The organism is Pseudomonas sp. Irchel 3H3 (assembly GCF_900187635.1).
GTDB lineage: Bacteria > Pseudomonadota > Gammaproteobacteria > Pseudomonadales > Pseudomonadaceae > Aquipseudomonas.
Genome location: NZ_FYEC01000038.1, coordinates 26,080 through 45,046, shown reverse-complemented (window position 1 = coordinate 45,046; position 18,967 = coordinate 26,080). Strand labels below are relative to the sequence as shown.

21 protein-coding genes are annotated in these 18,967 nt (G+C 61.1%); 9 read left to right on the top strand and 12 right to left on the bottom strand.

The annotated features are described in order from the left end of the window. Positions 1-407 precede the first annotated feature (407 nt). The 9 genes from CKW24_RS25515 to CKW24_RS25475 all read right to left on the bottom strand — a co-directional run bounded on the left by CKW24_RS25515 (position 408) and on the right by CKW24_RS25475 (position 5,299). Positions 408-1,409 carry a glutathione S-transferase family protein gene (locus tag CKW24_RS25515; RefSeq protein WP_095171391.1) on the bottom strand — a complete coding sequence of 334 codons (1,002 nt, stop codon included), beginning with the start codon at positions 1,407-1,409 and terminating at the stop codon, positions 408-410. A gap of 91 nt (positions 1,410-1,500) precedes the next feature. Next, positions 1,501-2,502 carry a glycosyl transferase family protein gene (locus CKW24_RS25510; RefSeq protein ID WP_095171390.1) on the bottom strand — a complete coding sequence of 334 codons (1,002 nt, stop codon included), beginning with the start codon at positions 2,500-2,502 and terminating at the stop codon, positions 1,501-1,503. Continuing rightward, positions 2,499-2,834, bottom strand: coding sequence for a TusE/DsrC/DsvC family sulfur relay protein (locus CKW24_RS25505; RefSeq protein ID WP_095171388.1), 336 nt, complete (start codon positions 2,832-2,834; stop codon positions 2,499-2,501). Before CKW24_RS25505 ends, CKW24_RS25510 begins: the two co-directional genes overlap by 4 nt. Continuing rightward, entirely contained in the window at positions 2,831-3,130 is a 300-nt protein-coding gene (gene tusB / locus CKW24_RS25500) for a sulfurtransferase complex subunit TusB (RefSeq protein ID WP_095171387.1), read from the bottom strand. The genes CKW24_RS25505 and tusB overlap by 4 nt, the downstream gene beginning before the upstream one ends. Next, positions 3,130-3,492: a sulfurtransferase complex subunit TusC gene (gene tusC, locus CKW24_RS25495; RefSeq protein ID WP_095171385.1), complete on the bottom strand. Its 363-nt coding sequence runs from the start codon at positions 3,490-3,492 to the stop codon at positions 3,130-3,132. The genes tusB and tusC overlap by 1 nt, the downstream gene beginning before the upstream one ends. A gap of 3 nt (positions 3,493-3,495) precedes the next feature. Further along, positions 3,496-3,888 (bottom strand): sulfurtransferase complex subunit TusD, encoded by a 393-nt coding sequence (gene tusD / locus CKW24_RS25490; RefSeq protein WP_095171383.1) that lies wholly within the window; start codon positions 3,886-3,888, stop codon positions 3,496-3,498. Positions 3,889-3,953: 65 nt separating this feature from the next. After that, positions 3,954-4,658: a YoaK family protein gene (locus tag CKW24_RS25485; RefSeq protein WP_095171381.1), complete on the bottom strand. Its 705-nt coding sequence runs from the start codon at positions 4,656-4,658 to the stop codon at positions 3,954-3,956. Between the two features lie 3 nt (positions 4,659-4,661). Further along, entirely contained in the window at positions 4,662-4,991 is a 330-nt protein-coding gene (locus tag CKW24_RS25480; protein WP_095171379.1) for a DUF6388 family protein, read from the bottom strand. 59 nt (positions 4,992-5,050) lie between these two features. Continuing rightward, on the bottom strand, positions 5,051-5,299 hold the full coding sequence (locus tag CKW24_RS25475; RefSeq protein WP_095171377.1) for a hypothetical protein: 249 nt from the start codon (positions 5,297-5,299) through the stop codon (positions 5,051-5,053). Between the two features lie 168 nt (positions 5,300-5,467). Between CKW24_RS25475 and CKW24_RS25470 the strand changes: the two genes are divergently transcribed. Then, positions 5,468-5,806, top strand: coding sequence for a hypothetical protein (locus tag CKW24_RS25470; protein ID WP_095171376.1), 339 nt, complete (start codon positions 5,468-5,470; stop codon positions 5,804-5,806). Positions 5,807-5,906: 100 nt separating this feature from the next. Here CKW24_RS25470 and lpxH read toward each other — a convergent pair whose 3' ends face one another. After that, positions 5,907-6,650 (bottom strand): UDP-2,3-diacylglucosamine diphosphatase, encoded by a 744-nt coding sequence (lpxH, locus tag CKW24_RS25465; RefSeq protein WP_095171374.1) that lies wholly within the window; start codon positions 6,648-6,650, stop codon positions 5,907-5,909. Further along, entirely contained in the window at positions 6,647-7,150 is a 504-nt protein-coding gene (locus CKW24_RS25460) for a peptidylprolyl isomerase (RefSeq protein ID WP_095171372.1), read from the bottom strand. The genes lpxH and CKW24_RS25460 overlap by 4 nt, the downstream gene beginning before the upstream one ends. 250 nt (positions 7,151-7,400) lie before the next feature. Here CKW24_RS25460 and CKW24_RS25455 point away from each other — a divergent pair, with 250 nt between their 5' ends. The 5 genes from CKW24_RS25455 to gltS all read left to right on the top strand — a co-directional run bounded on the left by CKW24_RS25455 (position 7,401) and on the right by gltS (position 13,657). Further along, positions 7,401-9,101, top strand: coding sequence for a glutamine--tRNA ligase/YqeY domain fusion protein (locus CKW24_RS25455; protein WP_095171370.1), 1,701 nt, complete (start codon positions 7,401-7,403; stop codon positions 9,099-9,101). Between the two features lie 18 nt (positions 9,102-9,119). Beyond that, positions 9,120-10,502, top strand: a complete 1,383-nt coding sequence (gene cysS / locus CKW24_RS25450) for a cysteine--tRNA ligase (protein ID WP_095171368.1) — start codon at positions 9,120-9,122, stop codon at positions 10,500-10,502. A gap of 203 nt (positions 10,503-10,705) precedes the next feature. Further along, on the top strand, positions 10,706-11,431 hold the full coding sequence (locus tag CKW24_RS25445; RefSeq protein WP_095171366.1) for an IclR family transcriptional regulator: 726 nt from the start codon (positions 10,706-10,708) through the stop codon (positions 11,429-11,431). A gap of 20 nt (positions 11,432-11,451) precedes the next feature. After that, complete coding sequence (hutG, locus tag CKW24_RS25440) at positions 11,452-12,390, top strand: formimidoylglutamase (protein WP_095171365.1); 939 nt, start codon at positions 11,452-11,454, stop codon at positions 12,388-12,390. A 58-nt stretch (positions 12,391-12,448) separates the two neighbouring features. Further along, entirely contained in the window at positions 12,449-13,657 is a 1,209-nt protein-coding gene (gene gltS / locus CKW24_RS25435) for a sodium/glutamate symporter (protein WP_095171363.1), read from the top strand. A gap of 129 nt (positions 13,658-13,786) precedes the next feature. Here the strand turns inward: gltS and CKW24_RS25430 are convergent, their stop codons facing one another. Beyond that, on the bottom strand, positions 13,787-15,622 hold the full coding sequence (locus tag CKW24_RS25430; RefSeq protein ID WP_095171393.1) for a sigma-54-dependent Fis family transcriptional regulator: 1,836 nt from the start codon (positions 15,620-15,622) through the stop codon (positions 13,787-13,789). Between the two features lie 266 nt (positions 15,623-15,888). On the opposite strand from CKW24_RS25430, the gene CKW24_RS25425 reads away from it, so the two are divergent. From CKW24_RS25425 to CKW24_RS25415, 3 genes are read left to right on the top strand one after another with little or no spacing between them, the layout of a single operon-like run. After that, positions 15,889-16,983, top strand: a complete 1,095-nt coding sequence (locus CKW24_RS25425; protein ID WP_095171361.1) for an ABC transporter ATP-binding protein — start codon at positions 15,889-15,891, stop codon at positions 16,981-16,983. Continuing rightward, positions 16,983-18,098, top strand: coding sequence for an ABC transporter ATP-binding protein (locus CKW24_RS25420; RefSeq protein WP_095171359.1), 1,116 nt, complete (start codon positions 16,983-16,985; stop codon positions 18,096-18,098). The genes CKW24_RS25425 and CKW24_RS25420 overlap by 1 nt, the downstream gene beginning before the upstream one ends. Continuing rightward, on the top strand, positions 18,095-18,961 hold the full coding sequence (locus tag CKW24_RS25415; protein WP_095171356.1) for a carbohydrate ABC transporter permease: 867 nt from the start codon (positions 18,095-18,097) through the stop codon (positions 18,959-18,961). The genes CKW24_RS25420 and CKW24_RS25415 overlap by 4 nt, the downstream gene beginning before the upstream one ends. The last annotated feature ends 6 nt before the right edge of the window (positions 18,962-18,967 follow it).

The window sequence follows — 18,967 nt, the reverse complement described above, 5'->3', positions numbered from 1 at the left end:
ACACCGCGCATGCCCTAGCGATCAGGTCGGCTTTTAGGCCGCCTCGCTTTGTTTTTGATCCTGGGCGCCCCGTTAACCACGCTGGCCGGAGTCCGATATTGATTTGGGGGGTAAACCGGCAGGACGCCGGTTTAGCCGCACTGGGCCAGGGAGGGCCCATTGCGGCGGCCCCCCAAATCAATGTCGGATTACGGGCATGCCGAGCCTAAGCGAGGTACCGAGTGGTGGGGAAAGAGCGTTTTGCTTACTTTTGCGCTGTTCAAAAGTGAGCCGCCGTCAGGCGGAACCATAGGAGGCCGTTACCGAAGAACTGGATATGTACTCCGCCTAATCCAACCCCCCCAGAGGCCGCTACAACGTTGTGTAGATACCTATGCCGAGATAGGGCCTTCAAAAGCCCCGCAACATCAGGCCTTACGCCAAACCCCCTGGCCACTCAAGCGCTGCCGATCATGGGCCGCGTTGAAATCCTGTTGCGGTCCTTTTGGTACCACCCCCGTCGGATTGATGGTCTTGTGGCTGGCGTAGTAGTGATTCTTGATGTGGGTAAAGTCCACAGTCTCGGCAATCCCCGGCCATTGATACAGTTCGTGTAGCCAGTTCGACAGGTTCGGGTAATCGGCTATCCGCCGCAGGTTGCACTTGAAGTGGCCGTGGTACACCGCATCGAACCGGATCATCGTAGTGAACAAGCGCACATCCGCTTCAGTCAGGTACTCCCCCGCCAGATAGCGGTTTGCGCCCAAGACACGCTCCAGGTGATCGAGCTCGGCAAACACCTCATCAAACGCCTCTGCATATGCCTGTTGTGAGGTGGCAAACCCTGCGCGATACACGCCATTGTTCACGGCCGGATAGATCCGCTCATTCAGCGCATCGATCTCGCCGTGCAGCGGTGCCGGGTAGAAGTCCAGGTCATTGCCGGTCAAGTCATCGAACGCGCTGTTGAACATGCGGATGATCTCGGCCGATTCATTGCTGACGATGCGTTTGAGCTTTTTGTCCCACAGTAGCGGCACGGTGACGCGGCCGGTGTAGTCGGGCGTGTCAGCTGTGTAGCGCTGGTACAGGAAGTCGAAGTGATCGAGTTTGTCGCCGGTTGATCCGAGCGCAGTGTCGAAGGTCCAGCCGTTTTCCAGCATCAGCCAACTGACCACCGAAACGTCGATCAGGCCTTCCAGGCCTTTGAGTTTGCGCAAGATCAGCGTGCGATGTGCCCACGGACAGGCGAGTGAAACGTAAAGGTGATAACGCCCGGCTTCAGCGCTAAAGCCGCCTTCGCCGCTGGGGCCGGGCTGGCCGTCAGCCGTGACCCAGTTGCGGCGTTTCGCCTGTTCGCGCTGGAACGCCCCGTCTTTGCTGCTTTCGTACCACTGGTCCTGCCAGTGGCCATCAACGAGTAAACCCATGATCAAGACTCCGCAAACCAATAATCGTTGGAGCCGAGTCTATTCCGATGAGTTCGAACAAAAAGCGCAAAGATCGGGCGCCAATGATCGGTTAAATCGATTTGTCGCGAGCAGCCCAGTATTTTTCGGCGGTTTCAAATGCTTGCTCACGGGGCTGGCCAAGACCGCGCAGGGCCAGTGCCATGGTCGAAATCAGGGCCATCTGCGGATAGCTGTCGACTACATCGCCGCGCCACACCGCTTTCAGGTGCTCGATATCCAGCGAGGCCGGCTTGACGTGACGTTGCGCCGATAGCTGTGGCCATTCTTCGTCCCAGCTTTCGCCGCCGGCAGTGCCGTACAGATGGCTGTCGGCGTCCGGGTTGATCTCGATTTCACCGCCATCGCCCTTGACCACAATCGCCGTGTCACCGAGCAAGCCGCTGGCATCGCGATGCACAGCCTGATAGCCCGGATGGAAAATGCTTTGCAGGCCGCAGCGCGCACCCAGAGGGTTAAGGATCCGCGCCAGCGAATGAATCGGTGAGCGCAGGCCGAGCGTGTTGCGCAGGTCGATCATCTTCTGCAGTTGCGGCGCCCAGTCCATCAGCGGCATGAACGCCAGGCCAGCGTTGTCCAGTGCCGTACCGACTTGCTGCCAGTTGCGGCACAACGCAATGTTCAATTCGCCGAGCAGTTGCTCGCTGTACAGGCGCCCGGCAGTGTGTGCGCCACCGCCATGCATGAAGATGCGCACGCCGTTCTGGGCCAGGCACTTGGCTGCCAGCAGGTACCACGGCAGATGCCGCTTCTTGCCGGCGTAGGTCGGCCAGTCGAGATCGACCGCCAAGGGCGGGGCGTGCAGGCGCTCGCGCAGGGCTTCGGTGAAGCCCGCCAGTTCTTGCGGGCTCTCTTCCTTGTGCCGCAACAGCATGAGGAAGGCGCCGAGCTGGGTGTCCTCGACCTTGTCGTCGAGCAGCATGCCCATGGCTTCGCGGGCTTCCTCGCGGGTCAGGCTGCGCGCGCCGCGCTTGCCTTTGCCGAGGATGCGCACGAAGGGGGCAAATGGGTGTTCGGCGGGCGTTTCGGTAAGCAGTGGGGCGAAATCGGTCATAGACAATTCGTCGGTTTGGGCAGGCCCGCCAGCTTGGCGGCGAGTTTGGCGGGAGTGCCTTTGAACAGGCGGTTCAGGTGCAGGCTGTTGCCCTTGTCCGGCCCCAGCTTGAGCGAGGTGTACTTGATCAGCGGGCGGGTTGCCGGCGACAGCTGGAACTCCTGATAGAAGCCGCGCAGCAGCTCGAGGATTTCCCAGTGTTCGGCACTCAGTTGCAGCTCTTCGGTGGCCGCCAGCGCGTCGGCGACTTGCGCCGACCAGTCCGCCAGGTCGAGCAGATAGCCGTCTTTGTCCAGTTCGATCTGGCGTGTACCCACGGTCAGCGTGTTCATAACCAGCTGTTGACCTTGTCGTAGGTTATCGACAGTTCGACGAAGGCCGGGTAGTCAATGGACTTGATCCACTGCGGCACCGGCAAGCCGCGAGCCTGGACGTCTTCTTCCAGGACAAACAGCTGCAGGCTGTCAGCCCGTTGCTGTAACTGATTGCACGGTGTGGTGCCGGGTTGTAGGGCATAGACCGCGTCCCCTGTGAGCAGCAGGCCATCGTTGCCGCCGAGCAAGCGCAGGCAACTGTCCAGCCGGTTGTCGGAGAAAGGCGAATGAGACAACACATGCAAAGTCGACATCAGAGGGTAATAACCTGGTCATAGCGGTCAATAACGGCCGAGATCTGCCCGGCGGCCAATAGCTGAAGTTCATCGAGGCTCAAGTCCTGCGCCTGCAAGCCACGTGCGTGGGCACTGTCGGCGCAGACGTAGAGGTCTTCGACACCGAACAGGCCAAGGGCTTGCAGGTTGGCGCTGAGGTCTTTCTGCTGGATGGCCTTGGCATTCTGCTGGCTGGCCAGCTGGAACACGCCATCATCCAGAAACAGCAGGCCGATGGGCAGGTCGAAGGCGCCGCCGGCCAGCACGATGTCCAGTGCTTCACGGGCACCGGGGCCGGACCAGGGGGCCTGGCGGCTGATAATCAACAGGGATTTAGGCATGGCTCATGGCCCTCCAAAGCAAATCAGGCGATCGGCGTCTTGCACCGCGTCGTGCAGTTGACCGAGGCCGGACAACTGCCACGGCGCGTCGACATCGATCGCGCTGCGCTGATAGCGCTTGGCCTCGGTCTCGTCCAGCACGCCGCGTCTCAGGGCGGCGGCAATGCACACTACGCCGTCGAGCTGGTGCGCACTGACGAATGTGCGCCACTGCAGGGCGACGTCCTGCTCATCCTGCGGGGTGACGACGCTGCTCGAAGCGTTGTAGACGCCGTCCTGATAGAAAAACAGCCGCACGATCTGGTGCCCGCCAGCCAGCGCAGCCTGGGCGAACAGCAGGGCGCGGCGCGAGGAGGGCGCGTGAGGGGCAGAAAACAGCGCGATGGCGAACTTCATGGCGAACTCTGACGATAAATCTGCGGCCATGATAATGCTTTATCGGCGGTGCGGCGAAGGGCGATTCAGCGTGGCATGTAGCCCAGTTGCCAGCGGCGCGGAATCTTCAGCGAGACAATGCCCAGCACGGCCGCCAACAAGCCGCTGGCGTACAGCGCTTGCAGGCCGAACCGTTGCTCCAGGATCGCCCCCAGCACGGCACCGGCAAACATCCCGGCCCAGGGGATCAACTGCACGCGCCAGCCCGTGCGCCGCTCGCCCAGCATCCAGCGCCCCAGGCCACGGCCGAAGCGTGACAGGGCGCCGGTAACGTAAGTCAGGCCAATCGGCAGGCCGTTGACCTGCTCCACGGCGGCATTGAGCATGCCCATGGCCAGAATGGCCGCCAGCAATGCCGGGAATTGCGTTTCGAATGGCCAGGCCGCAGCGGCGCACAGCAGGGCGGCGATACTCAGCATCAAGGGCAGGGCGCGGCGCCGACCGATGCGACTGACGATCACGCCCAAGGCGTTGCCGACGATAAACATCAGCACCAGCACTGACAGGTGCAGGGTCAGTAGCCAGTCACTGGCGCTGATCGCCACCGCCAGCCGGGTGGTGTTGCCGCTCATGAAGGAAACAAAGTCGCCGGTGGCCATGAAGCCGATGGCGTCGGTCATGCCCGCCAGGACCGACAGGCTCGCCACCAGGCACAGGCCGACCCGGCCGCGCCATTTCTGCACGTGCAACAGCCCGCTGGTGGGTGCGCGATGGGGTGGGGAAGGCAGCATCGGCTAACGCTCGAGGCCGTGCAGTTCGCAGTACTCCTGCCAGTCCATGCCGGCCATCTGCGCCACCTCCTTGTGCACTTCCAGCCGTTGGGCGGCGAAGTCCTCGGGGGTAGCGGCGGTCAACTGCAAGGTCAGTTCCCAGGCAAACAGGCCCAGGCGCTCGGCCTCGGCTTCGTAGGCTTGGTGCAGGTGTTCGCTGCGAAACTGCTCCATGCTCTCGCCTTTGGCCTGGGCAGCCAGCGGATTGAGGTGGTCCAGTTCTTCGCGCAGTGCCGGATGGGCATTGAGAAAACGTTGCAGCGCCAGTTCGTGTTGCGATTCGATCGGGGCCATGAATCATCCTGGTCAAAATGAAAGTATGCGCGCGGTACCGGGCCGGGCCTTGATCCGGGTCAGGAAGTCTTCTTGCGGTTGGCCTTGGCCTCGGCTGCCAGGCACTCGAGGGCAAATTGTTCGGTGTAGGTCATCTGGATCGGCGTGGTCTCGCCCTTTACCGTGCGTTCGCCGTCGAGAATGTAGCGGATGCGTTTGTCGGTCACGCCAATGCGCTTGGCAATCCAGGAGGGGGTCTGGCCGATCTGGCTGATCAGTTTGTCGGCGTAGTCGGTGGACGGTTTGTACAGCTCGGCGTTGGGGGTCATTGGCTTTCCAGAAAGAGTACGTGGCGCAGGGCGCCCATAATGGCGCGACAGGGTGCGTGAATAACCGTGGCCTGTCGCGCCTTATCTCGAAGTAAAGCAGAGCCTTTGCACTTCGAGACGGCGGTGTGGAGTGATAGAGTCGCCGTTTTACCTATTTAAGGAAGCACGATGCGTATTTGTCTGGTGGCACTGGCGGGGCTGTTACTGGCCGGGTGTGCGGGATCGACGATGAACCAGGCCCGCACCCAGAGCCCCTACAAGACGCTCGCTTCGAACAAGGCTGATCTGGTGGTTGCCCAGTGTGTGCAGTTTGCCTGGCAGGATGAGGCGGTGTTTGGGGTGGATGCCAGCGGTTACCTGGAGCCGGGGGACGGTGGTGGGTTTACTGTTTATACCCGGTCGGCTGAGTCGTTTATCGATGTGCAGGGCGGGGTGTTGAAGTATTACGTGGTGCAAGATAGCTGGGTTGCCACGCGTCGGTTGGCGGCTTTGGCGACCTGCTTGTAGGGGGTTATCCATAGATGTGGCAGCGAGCTTGCTTGCGATGGGGCCGGCACATTCAACAGCGATGGGGCCTGAGCCACTGCTATCACGAGCAAGCTCGCTCCTACAGCTGTGGCAAGGCAGCCACCGGGAAGTCGAACGCGGCCAGCTGGAATCCCTGGTCGTCCACCTGCAATGCCCAGCCTTGACGGTCCCAGTCACCCAGCACAATGCGCTTGGCTGCCAGGTCGCCAATTTGCAGCTTGTGGATGGCGGGGCGGTGGGTGTGGCCGTGGATCAGGGTTTTTACCCCGTATTGCTGCATGATCCGCGGGATTTCCTCGGGGGTCACGTCGACGATGTCGTTGGCCTTCATGCGGGTCTGCGCGCGGCTTTCGCTTCGCAACTTGCGCGCCAGCGCGTGGCGGGTGCGCAGGGGCAGGTGGCGCAGGATGAACAGCGTCAGCGGGTTGCGCAGGTAGCGTCGTAGTTTCATGTAGCCGATGTCGCGGGTACACAGGCTATCGCCGTGCATCAGCAGCACCGGTTCACCGGCGAGTTGCACCACACTCGGGTCTTTTAGCAGGGTACAGCCGGCTGCTTTGCAGAAGGCCTTGCCCAACAGGAAGTCGCGATTGCCGTGCATCAGAAAGATAGCCGTGCCGCTGTCGCTCAAGTTGCGCAGGGCTTGGCAGATGGAGCGTTGGAAGGGGCTCATGGCGTCGTCGCCGATCCAGGCCTCGAAAAAGTCGCCCAGTATGTACAGCGCACTGGCCGTGCGGGCACGGGTGGCGAGCAAATCCAGAAACGCCCGGGTGATGTCCGGGCGCTCCTCTTCCAGATGTAAGTCTGAAATCAGCAGTATCACTCAATGATCTCGGCTTTCTCGATGATCACGTCTTCTGCTGGAACGTCCTGGTGGCCGGACTTCATGGTGGTGGAAACACCCTTGATCTTGTCGACAACGTCAGTGCCGGCAGTCACTTTGGCGAACACCGCGTAGCCCCAGCCCTGCACGTTCTTGCCGCTGTGGTTGAGGAAGCTGTTGTCCGCCACGTTGATGAAGAACTGCGCGGAAGCCGAATGCGGCTCCATGGTGCGAGCCATGGCCACGGTGTACTTGTCGTTGGAAAGACCGTTGTCCGCTTCGTTCTGGATGCTTGGACGCTTGTCTTTCTTTTCCTTCATGCCTGGCTCGAAACCACCGCCCTGGATCATGAAGTTGCCGATTACACGGTGGAACACGGTGTTGGTGTAGTGACCGGCCTTAACGTACTCGATGAAGTTGGCCACGGTGATCGGGGCTTTCTCGGCGTTCAGGTCCAGGACGATGTCGCCGTGGTTGGTGGTCAGTTTGACTTGAGTCATGATCGCTACTCTTTAAGGAATTCGTGGGTTTCGGGGCAGCACGGCCCCCAACCGGTTTGGCCAGCGTCGGCCAAGGTGCGCAGTTTAGCGTGCCGGGCGCGAATTTCGAGGCTGTTTTTTCATCTGGGTTCGATTAAAAGCAGCAGTTTTCCGGCCTGCTCTGTCAGGCACTTGACCGCATCGGCTATGATAGCGGCTTTGTTTTGTTCGGCCTGCATGTAGGCCACGCACTTGTACGCCCAAGGATCCTATGAGCAAGCCCACTGTCGACCCTGCCTCGAATTCCAAGAACGGCCCAGCCGTGCCGGTCAACTTCCTGCGCCCGATCATCCAGGCGGACCTGGACTCGGGTAAGCACACGCAGATCGTCACCCGTTTTCCGCCAGAGCCCAATGGTTACCTGCACATCGGTCACGCCAAGTCGATCTGTGTGAACTTCGGCCTGGCCCAGGAGTTCGGTGGCGTCACGCACCTGCGTTTCGACGACACCAACCCGGCCAAGGAAGACCAGGAATACATCGATGCCATCGAAAGCGACGTCAAGTGGCTGGGTTTCCAGTGGTCCGGTGAAGTGCGCTATGCCTCGCAGTATTTCGACCAGTTGCACGACTGGGCGGTCGAGCTGATCAAGGCGGGCAAGGCCTATGTCGACGACCTGACCCCTGAGCAGGCCAAGGAATACCGCGGCAGCCTGACCGAACCGGGCAAGAACAGCCCGTTCCGTGAGCGCAGCGTGGAAGAAAACCTCGACCTGTTCGCCCGCATGAAAGCCGGTGAGTTCCAGGACGGTGCACGGGTGCTGCGGGCCAAGATCGACATGGCCTCGCCGAACATGAACCTGCGCGACCCGATCATGTACCGCATCCGTCACGCCCACCACCACCAGACCGGTGACAAGTGGTGCATCTACCCCAACTATGACTTCACCCACGGTCAGTCGGATGCCATCGAAGGCATCACCCACTCGATCTGCACCCTGGAGTTCGAAAGCCATCGTCCGCTGTACGAGTGGTTCCTGGACGCGCTGCCGGTGCCGGCCAAGCCGCGCCAGTACGAATTCAGCCGCCTGAACCTGAACTACACCATCACCAGCAAGCGCAAGCTCAAGCAACTGGTCGATGAAAAGCACGTACATGGCTGGGATGACCCGCGTATGTCGACGCTGTCGGGCTTCCGTCGTCGCGGCTACACCCCGGCGTCGATCCGCAACTTCTGCGACATGGTTGGCACCAACCGTTCCGATGGCGTGGTCGACTTCGGCATGCTGGAATTCAGCATCCGTCAGGATCTCGACGCGAACGCCCCGCGCGCCATGTGCGTGTTGCGTCCGTTGAAGGTGGTGATCACCAACTATCCGCAAGACCAGGTCGAAAACCTCGAACTGCCGCGTCATCCGCAGAAAGAAGAGCTGGGCGTGCGCAAGCTGCCGTTCGCCCGTGAAATCTACATCGACCGCGACGACTTCATGGAAGAGCCGCCAAAAGGCTACAAGCGCCTGGAACCGAACGGCGAAGTGCGCCTGCGCGGCAGCTACGTGATCCGCGCCGACGAAGCGATCAAGGATGCCGACGGCAATATCGTCGAGCTGCGCTGCTCCTACGATCCAGACACCCTGGGCAAGAACCCTGAAGGCCGCAAGGTCAAGGGTGTGGTGCATTGGGTGCCGGCCGCTGCCAGCATCGAGTGCGAAGTGCGCCTGTACGATCGCCTGTTCCGCTCGGCCAACCCTGAGAAGGCCGAAGACAGCGCCAGTTTCCTGGACAACATCAACCCTGACTCACTGCAAGTCCTCACCGGTTGTCGTGCCGAGCCTTCGCTGGGCGATGCACAGCCGGAAGACCGTTTCCAGTTCGAGCGCGAAGGTTACTTCTGCGCGGATATCAAGGACTCGAAACCGGGCGCTCCGGTATTCAACCGTACCGTGACCCTGCGCGACTCCTGGGGTCAGTGATTCAGTCAAGGAACTAACGTGCTAACGATCTACAACACGCTCACCAAGAGCAAAGAAGTCTTCAAGCCGCTGGATGGCAACAAGGTGCGCATGTACGTGTGCGGCATGACCGTGTACGACTACTGCCACCTCGGCCACGGCCGCAGCATGGTCGCGTTCGACCTGGTGACCCGCTGGTTGCGGTTCAGCGGGTACGACCTGACCTACGTGCGCAACATCACCGACATCGACGACAAGATCATCAATCGGGCCAATGAGAACGGTGAGTCGTTCGAAGCCTTGACCGAGCGCATGATCGCGGCGATGCACGAAGACGAAGCGCGCCTGAACATCCAGAAGCCGGACATGGAGCCGCGCGCCACGGATCACATTCCGGGCATGCACGCGATGATCCAGACCCTGATCGACAAGGGTTACGCCTACGCCCCGGGCAATGGCGACGTGTACTACCGCGTCGGCAAGTTCATGGGCTACGGCAAGCTGTCGCGCAAGAAGATCGAAGACCTGCGCATCGGTGCGCGGATCGAGGTCGACGAAGCCAAGGACGATCCCCTGGATTTCGTGCTGTGGAAGGGCGTCAAGCCGGGCGAGCCGAGCTGGGAGTCGCCGTGGGGCGCCGGGCGTCCGGGCTGGCACATCGAGTGCTCGGTGATGTCCACCTGCTGCCTGGGCGAGACCTTCGACATCCATGGCGGCGGCAGCGACCTGGAGTTCCCGCACCACGAGAACGAAATCGCCCAGAGCGAAGCGGCCACCGGCAAGACCTACGCCAACGCGTGGATGCATTGCGGGATGATTCGCATCAATGGCGAGAAGATGTCCAAGTCCTTGAACAACTTCTTCACCATCCGCGATGTGCTGGAAAAGTACCACCCGGAAGTCGTGCGTTACCTGCTGGTGTCGAGCCACTACCGCAGCGCCATCAACTACTCGGAAGACAACCTCAAGGACGCCAAGAGCGCCCTGGAGCGTTTCTACCACGCGTTGAAAGGCCTGCCGAAGGTGGCGCCGGCCGGTGGCGAAGCCTTTGTCGAGCGGTTCACCCAGGTGATGAACGACGACTTCGGCACGCCGGAAGCCTGCGCGGTGCTGTTCGAGATGGTGCGCGAGATCAACCGCCTGCGTGAGAGCGATCTCGATGCGGCGGCCGGTCTGGCAGCGCGCTTGAAAGAACTGGCCAGCGTGCTGGGTGTGTTGCAGCTCGAAGCCGACGACTTCCTGCAGGCTGGCGCGGAAGGGCGGGTGGACGCGGCTGAAGTCGATGGCTTGATTGCCGCGCGCCTGGCGGCGCGTGCCGCTAAAGACTGGGCCGAATCCGACCGCATCCGCGACCAGCTCACCGCCATGGGCGTGGTGCTGGAAGACGGCAAGGGCGGCACGACCTGGCGTCTGGCTGACTGAGTGGTGTCATCGCTGCAAAACCAAACCCGCCTAGTGCGGGTTTTGTTTTGACCGGCATCGCAAGGCATTGATTCGGCAGATCATCCGTGAGGCTAAGGGCTGACCGCTGATCGTTATCTGCGGGTTTTTTCCCACTCAGTGGGAATCCGGTTTCAGTTAATGGAAAACTCGGTGCACCATGCCCGCAAGAGCATGAGGCCGATATGAACTACAACACGCCCACTGATCGCTTGCTGCAAATCCTCGTCACCCTGGGGCAATCCCGCGAGGCGATCTCCGCCAAAGAACTGTCCGAGCAACTGGCACAGCCGCTCAGCAGCACTTATCGCCATCTCAAGACCCTGCTGCGCTGGGGGCTTGCCGAAGAGAACGGTCAGGGTCGCTATTTGCCGGGGCCAACTTGTTTGCAACTGGCCAAGAAATTCGACCGCGAAGCCGTGCTGGTGACCCTCGCCAAGCCGGAACTCAAGCGCCTGGCCGAGCAAAGCCAGGAAAGCGTGGCGTTAATGGTGCCCAGCAATGGCCAGGCGATTTGCATCGAACTGGTCGACAGCCCGCAACCGCTGCGTTGCTGCTACCAAAAAGGGCTGGCCCAGCCGCTGTTGGTCGGTGCGTCGGCGAGAGTGCTGTTGGCCTATATGGATGAGGCGCAAAGCCTGTCGGCTCTTTTGGCGCAAGGCGTCGAAAGCGAGGACGTCGCCACGTACCAACGCAGTTTTGCCGATATCCGCGCTGCCGGTTATGCCGTGAGTGTGAGTGAAATCGACGACGGCATTTGGGGTATCAGCGCGCCGTTGCTCGACAGCCGAAATCGCCTGCACGGCGCCATCAGCCTCATGGCTCCTGCCTTCCGTGCGCACACCCGCAGTGAACGCCTGATCCGCTGGACCCAGGACGTGGCCCTGCGCCTGAGCGCCCGGCTCGACTGAATTTGACTGGAGTTTCAAGCATGACTGCTGTTTCTGACATACCCCTGTGGACAGGTCGTATCGACGCTGGCGAAGGGCAGGCTGCGCTGCGCTGGCATCAATGGGTCAAGCCCTTCTGCGAGGGTCAGTCTGCGGGTGCAGCACTGATTGGACTGGCCTGTGATGAAGGCGTCAAACGTAATCAAGGACGCACCGGCGCCCGTCTTGGCCCGTCAGCACTGCGCAAGGCGCTGGCCAACCTGGCGTGGCACGGCCGTGCGCCGCTGTATGACGCGGGCGATGTGAGCTGCACCGACAGCAACCTCGAAGGCGCGCAGCAGATTTACGCTCACCACGTCAGCTATATGCTCAACCAGGGGCATTTGCCGTTGGGGTTGGGTGGCGGCCATGAAATCGCCTTTGCCAGCTTTAGCGGCCTGGCCGATCACCTGCGCCAGGCCACCCCGCATGCGCGGATCGGCGTTCTCAACTTTGATGCCCACTTTGATCTGCGCCATGGTGAACAAAGCAGTTCGGGTACCCCTTTTCGCCAGATAGCCGAGTACTGCCAGCGTGCGCAGATGCCGTTCACCTATTGCTGCCTGGGTGTCAGCCAGATGAACAACACCCAGGCGCTGTTTGAGCAGGCGCAGCGACTGAATGTGCGTTACCGCCTCGACCGGCAAATGAACAGCTGGGACATACCCGCCTGCGAAGCGCTGATCGATGAGTTCTTGCAAGACGTCGATCACCTCTACATGACCATCTGCCTTGATGTCCTGCCCGCCAGCCAGGCGCCCGGTGTCAGTGCGCCGTCTGCCCATGGCGTGGACATGCAGATCGTCGAGCACCTGATACGTCATGCCAAGGCCAGCGGCAAATTGCGCATGGCCGACATCGCCGAACTCAACCCCGGCCTGGATATCGACAATCGAACCGCCCGCATTGGCGCGCGTCTGCTCGCCAGCCTGATCGATTAAGTTTTTCCGTAAATCCCTGAAACCGCTTGTTGAATCATAAGAAAAAGAGAAATTCGCCATGCTGACATTCGAACTGGATGCGCTGAGCACCCTCGCTCTCGCTTTGCTCCTGCTGGGCCTGGGTGCCCAACTGAAAAAACGTAGCTACTGGCTGCGTCACCTGTGTGTTCCTGCACCGGTGATTGGTGGTTTTGGTTTTGCCTTGGTGATCTGGCTGTTACGTGATCAGCAACTGCTCAACCTGACCCTCGACACCAGCCTGCAAACCCCGCTGATGGTGGCGTTTTTCACCACTGTCGGTTTGGGTGGTAGCCTGGGTTTGCTGCGCAAGGGCGGCAAATTACTGTTTATCTACCTGGGTGCGTGCTGGGGCCTGGCGCTGGTGCAAAACGTGGTGGGTGTCAGTGTCGCCAAGCTGCTGGGCATCGACCCGTTGCTGGGGATCATGGCCGGCGCGGTGTCACTGGAAGGCGGTTTTGGTGCGGCGGCAGCTTTCGGGCCGATTGCTGAAAACCTCGGTGCGGTCGGTGCGACCACTGCAGCGCTGGCAGCTGCAACCTTTGGCATGGTGGCAGGCGGCTTGTTGGGTAGCCCGCTGGCGCGCTGGTTGATCGAGCGCAACAAACTCGTAGTCAAGGCCGAAGCCGTTGGCAGCCTCAAGGCGTTCGAAGAAGTGGTCCACACCCCGCAGCCCGCGCTGGATGCTGCCACCTTGTTGCGCTTGTTGACCTGCATTGTGGTGATCATGGTGCTTGGGTTCTGGCTGGGCTCCAGCTTGCAACAGCATCTGGGTATCGTGTTGCCGAGCTATGTGGGTGCCATGTTCGTCGCGATCATCCTGCGCAACCTCAATGACCGTGCTCAGGTTATCGAGATGCCCGACCATGCCGTCAGCACTATCGGCGATGTGTGCCTGGGCATGTTCCTGACCATGGCAATGATGAGTCTGAAGTTTTGGGAGCTGGAGAAGCTCGGCTTGCCGCTGCTGGTGATTCTGGTGGTGCAGGTGGTGATCATGATTCTGCTGTGCGTGTTCGTCCTGTTCCGCCTGTTTGGCCGCAACTACGACGCGGCAGTCTTGTGCGCAGGCTTCATGGGGCACGGGCTGGGCGCGACGCCCAATGCAGTGGCCAACATGGGCGCCATTTGTGACCATTACAAAGTGTTCTCGTACAAAGCCTTCATCATCGTGCCGCTGTGCGGTGCCGTGCTGATCGACATTGTGGCTATCCCGATGATCACCTGGTTTATCAACGCATACAGTTGAGAATCACCTGGTTGCTTCATTGCTAAATCGCGCCGAAGCCAGCTTCCACAAGTTGGCTTCGGCGCATGCAAAATCCGCGAGCACCCCAGAACCACTGTGCGAGCTTGCTCGCGATTGACCGCGCAGCGGTCAGCTCTCGCACTGGCGCAACCTTTTATAGAGGGTATTGCGACTAACCCCCAACCGCCGTGCCAAATGCGAAATATTCCCCCCAACTGCCTGCAACTGCCGATTCAAATCCTCGGCATCATTCAAATCCACCGTTAAAATCTCGGGCGTCTCAAGCGGCTCCATCTCCAGGTCGACAAAAAAATCATCCGGTAAATGCTCCGGCCGCACCGGTTGGTCTTCGGCCATGGCCAGGGCCACCTGGATCACGCTGCTGACCTGGCGCAGATTGCCAGGCCATGGATGGCGTTCGAACAGGGCCAGTACCTCCGGGCTCAAGCCGGCCCACTGGAGCGCCTCGCGGTGCTGTTCCCAGAGGCACTTGAACAGCGCCTGCTTGTCGCTGCGCTCGCGCAGCGGCGGCAGTTCCAGGGTCAGGCCGCCGATGCGGTAATACAGGTCCTCGCGAAAGCGCCCCAGTTGCACCTGCTCGCGCAATGAACGGTTGGTGGCCGAGATGATGCGGATGTCCACTGCGAACAGTTCACTGCTGCCCACCGGCTGCACACAACGCTCCTGCAGCACGCGTAGCAGCCGGGCCTGGGTCGGCAGTGGCATGTCGCCGATTTCGTCGAGAAACAGGGTGCCTTTGTCGGCCTTGCGGATCAGGCCGATGCTGCCTTTCTGATTGGCACCGGTGAAGGCACCTTTTTCATAGCCAAACAGCTCGGATTCCACCAGTTCGGCGGGGATCGCTGCGCAGTTGACGGCGATAAACGCCTGTTTGCTGCGTGAGCTCGCCTGGTGCAGGGCCTTGACGAAGACTTCCTTGCCCACCCCGGTTTCGCCGTGAATCAACAGGGGAATGTCTTTTTCCAACAGGCGCTCGGCCTGGCGCACGGCCTTTTCCACGCGACTGTCGCCAAAGTGCAGGGTGCCGAGGCTGATGGGCTGTGGCGCGGGGAGGGGGGCTTGGGCAAACACCCGGGCCTGCACCGGGCGCTGCAACGGCCGCTTGAGCAGGCAATGGAAACGATTGCGCCCTGCCGCCTGCAGGGCGAAGGGCAGGCCGTCGGGCTGGTTGAGCAACTCCAGCAACGAGACCTTGAACAGACTGTCGATGCTGACCCGCGACAAGCTGATGCCCAGCAGATTGTCCGCGCGCCGATTGGCCGAGAGCACCTGACCGCTTTCATCAAAAATCAGCAGGCCGGCCCATTGGCTGTCGAGGTTGTTCAGCCCGGTGTTGAACACCAACTGGAAGTGTTCACCCTTGAACAGATTGAGGATCAGCCGGTTTTCCACGGTCTGGCTCATCATCTTGACCATGCCCAGGGTGTGGTCCGGGGGCAGGTAGCTGTCGCTGGATACATCGAGCACGGCGATCAGCCGCCGCTCGGCATCGAAAATCGGTGCGGCGGAGCCGGTCATGAAGCGGTTGGCCTTGAGAAAGTGCTCATCGTGGGCGATATGCACGGCCTGTTCGCAGGCCAGGGCGGTACCGATGGCGTTGGTGCCGCTGGATTGCTCACGCCAACTGGCACCGGCGTTGAAGCCACGGCTCAGGCTCGGCTCGATAAAGCGTTGGGTACCCCATGAGGTCAGCACTTGGCCCTGGTTGTCGGCCAGCATGATCAGGCAGTTGGAGTTGCTGAGGATGTTCTCGTAATAAGGCAGCACCTCTTGGTGGGTGGTCTGCACCAGTGCGTGCTGGCTTTCCAGCAGGCGCGCGATACCGGCGGCGGGGAGCTGGTCGAAGGCCGGGGGGCTTTGATGTTGCAGGCCGAAGGCGCGGCAGCGGCGCCAGGAGTCCTGGATGATGGCGTCGTGGGGCAAGGGCGAGGCAGGCGCGGGCATGGCAGGCAGTCCCTGGGCAAACATTTATTGTTTTTGTTATGGACGAACGCAACGACGTAATCGATTGAGTGTTGTTCACAATTGTTCAAAGTCAACTCGGCAACTGTTCAATTGCGCAGGTGAAGTTGTTCATTTCTGTTCAGGCGCGAACCCATCATCCTGTTCTTTTTCGTCAAAGCCCAGGCAGATCAAGCCTTTGGAATTTCTGGCACGAATGTCGCTCTGTCACCTCGGTCGCTTGACTCCAATAAGAAAAAGGCCGAGCCATGTCATTAACGCTGGAGCACGTCAGCCGCACCGTCGAGGGCCAAGTCTGGATCGATGATGCCAACCTGCACTTCGAGCCCGGGTCGTTCAACGTCCTCCTGGGCCGCACGCTGTCGGGCAAGACCAGCCTGATGCGCTTGATGGCCGGTCTCGACAAGCCGGACAGCGGGCGTCTCCTGATGAACGGGGTCGATGTCACCCAGCGCCCGGTGCGTCTGCGCAACGTGTCGATGGTCTATCAACAGTTCATCAACTACCCGACCATGACCGTGTTCGAGAACATCGCCTCGCCCTTGCGCCAAGCCGGGGTCTCGGCCGAGCTGATCCAGAGCAAGGTGCACGAGACCGCGCAGATGCTGCGCATCGACAAGTTCCTCAAGCGTTATCCGCTGGAGTTGTCGGGCGGCCAGCAGCAGCGCACCGCCATGGCCCGGGCGCTGGTCAAGGATGCTGAACTGATCCTGTTCGACGAACCCTTGGTCAACCTCGACTACAAGCTGCGCGAAGAGCTGCGCCAGGAAATGCGCGAGTTGTTCCAGGCGCGCCATACCATCGCCATCTACGCCACCACCGAACCCAACGAGGCGCTGGCCCTGGGCGGCACCACCACCATCCTGCACGAGGGCCGGGTGATCCAGAGCGGCAAGACCGCCGAGGTCTATCATCAACCGCAGACCGTGCTGGCCGCCGAACTGTTCTCCGAGCCACCGATCAACCTGATGCCGGGGCGCATCGCCGGCAACGAAGTCAGCTTCGCCAATTTTGTGCACTTCCCGCTGAACGTCGACTTGCGCCCGGTGGGTGAGGGCGAGTTCCGCTTTGGCGTGCGCCCCAGCCATATTTCCCTGGTGCCGAGCAACGACGACGACCTGGAACTGGCGGTGACCGTCGAAGTGGCGGAAATCAGCGGTTCGGAAACCTTCCTGCATGTGCGCAACGAACACTTCCTGCTGGTGCTGCACTTGCCCGGGGTGCACGAGTACGACGTCGATGCGCCGATCCGCATCTACATCCCGACCCACAAACTGTTTGTCTTCGACGGCCAGGGACGCCTGCTGCAGGCGCCCGGCCGGCGTGTCGCGAGGGTTGCCTGATGGCCGAAATTCACTTGCACAACCTCGCCCACAGCTACACCCGCACCCCGGCGGGGCCTGAAGACTACGCGATCCGTGAGATGAACCATGTCTGGGAGCAGGGCGGGGCCTACGCCTTGCTCGGGCCTTCCGGATGCGGCAAGTCGACCTTGCTCAACATCATTTCCGGCCTGCTCAGCCCCTCCGAAGGGCAGGTGCTGTTCGACAACAAGGTGGTCAACCAACTGACCCCGGAGAAGCGCAACATCGCTCAGGTTTTCCAGTTTCCGGTGGTCTACGACACCATGACGGTGTTCGATAACCTGGCTTTTCCCCTGCGCAATCAAGGCATGGCCGAGGCCCGGGTACACAGCAAGGTCCAGGAAATCGCCGAGGTCCTCGACCTGCAGGCGCTGCTGGGGAAAAAGGCGCGCAACCTCAGCGCCGACGAAAAACAGAAAGTCTCCATGGGCCGCGGGCTGGTGCGTGACGACGTGTCGGCGATCCTGTTCGACGAGCCGCTGACGGTGATCGATCCGCACCTTAAGTGGAAGCTGCGGCGCAAGCTCAAGCAGATCCACGAGCAATTCAACATCACCATGGTCTACGTCACCCACGATCAACTCGAGGCCTCGACTTTCGCCGACAAGATCGCGGTGATGTACGGCGGGCAGATCGTCCAGTTCGGTACCCCGCGCGAGCTGTTCGAGCGACCGAGCCATACCTTCGTCGGTTATTTCATCGGCAGCCCGGGGATGAACCTGATCGAGGTCAGCCCACGTCCCGGGGGCGTGGGTTTCGCTGACATCGACTTGCCGTTGTCCGAAGGCCTGCAGCAGCGCATCGCCGAGGCCGCCGGCAAATCGCTGAAGGTTGGCATCCGCCCGGAGTTCGTGCATGTCTGGGACGAGCCCTTCGATGAGGCAATGCAAGCGACGGTGGTGCATGTCGAGGACCTGGGCACCTACAAGATCATGACCCTGAACCTGGGCGGCGTGCCGCTCAAAGTGCGCCTGGCCGAAGACAAGCCGGTGCCCCAGGGCACCGCCTATATCAGCTTTCCGGCGCAGTGGCTGATGGTCTACGCCGATGAATATCTGCTGCCCATGCACGCCAGCAACGAGGGGCAGCCATGAACAAGGTGCAGAACAACAAGGCGTGGTGGCTGGTGCTGCCGGTGTTCCTGCTGGTGGCGTTCAGTGCGGTGATCCCGATGATGACCGTGGTCAACTATTCGGTGCAGGACATCTTCGACCAGTCCAGCCGCTACTTCGTCGGAGCCGACTGGTACAAACAGGTGCTGCTGGACCCACGGCTGCACGACTCGCTGCTGCGCCAGTTCATCTATTCCACCTGCGTGCTGCTGATCGAGATCCCGCTGGGCATCGGCATCGCCCTGACCATGCCGACCAAGGGCCGCTGGTCGTCGCTGGTGCTGATCATCCTGGCAATCCCGCTGCTGATTCCATGGAACGTGGTCGGCACCATCTGGCAGATTTTCGGCCGCGCCGACATCGGCCTGCTGGGCTCGACCCTCAACGCCATGGGCATCAGCTACAACTACGCGGCCAACACCATGGATGCCTGGGTCACGGTGTTGGTGATGGATGTCTGGCACTGGACCTCGCTGGTGGCCCTGTTGTGTTTCTCCGGTCTGCGGGCGATCCCGGATGTCTACTACCAGGCCGCCCGGATCGACCGGGCATCGAGTTGGGCGGTGTTTCGCCACATCCAGTTGCCCAAGCTCAAGAGTGTGCTGCTGATCGCGGTGATGCTGCGTTTCATGGACAGCTTCATGATCTACACCGAGCCGTTCGTGCTCACCGGTGGTGGGCCTGGCAACGCCACCACCTTCCTCAGCCAGACCCTGACTCAGATGGCGATCGGCCAGTTCGACCTGGGGCCGGCGGCGGCCTTCTCGCTGGTGTACTTCCTGATCATCCTGCTGGTGTCCTGGCTGTTCTACACCGCCATGACCCACTCCGACGCCAACCGCTGAGGCCCG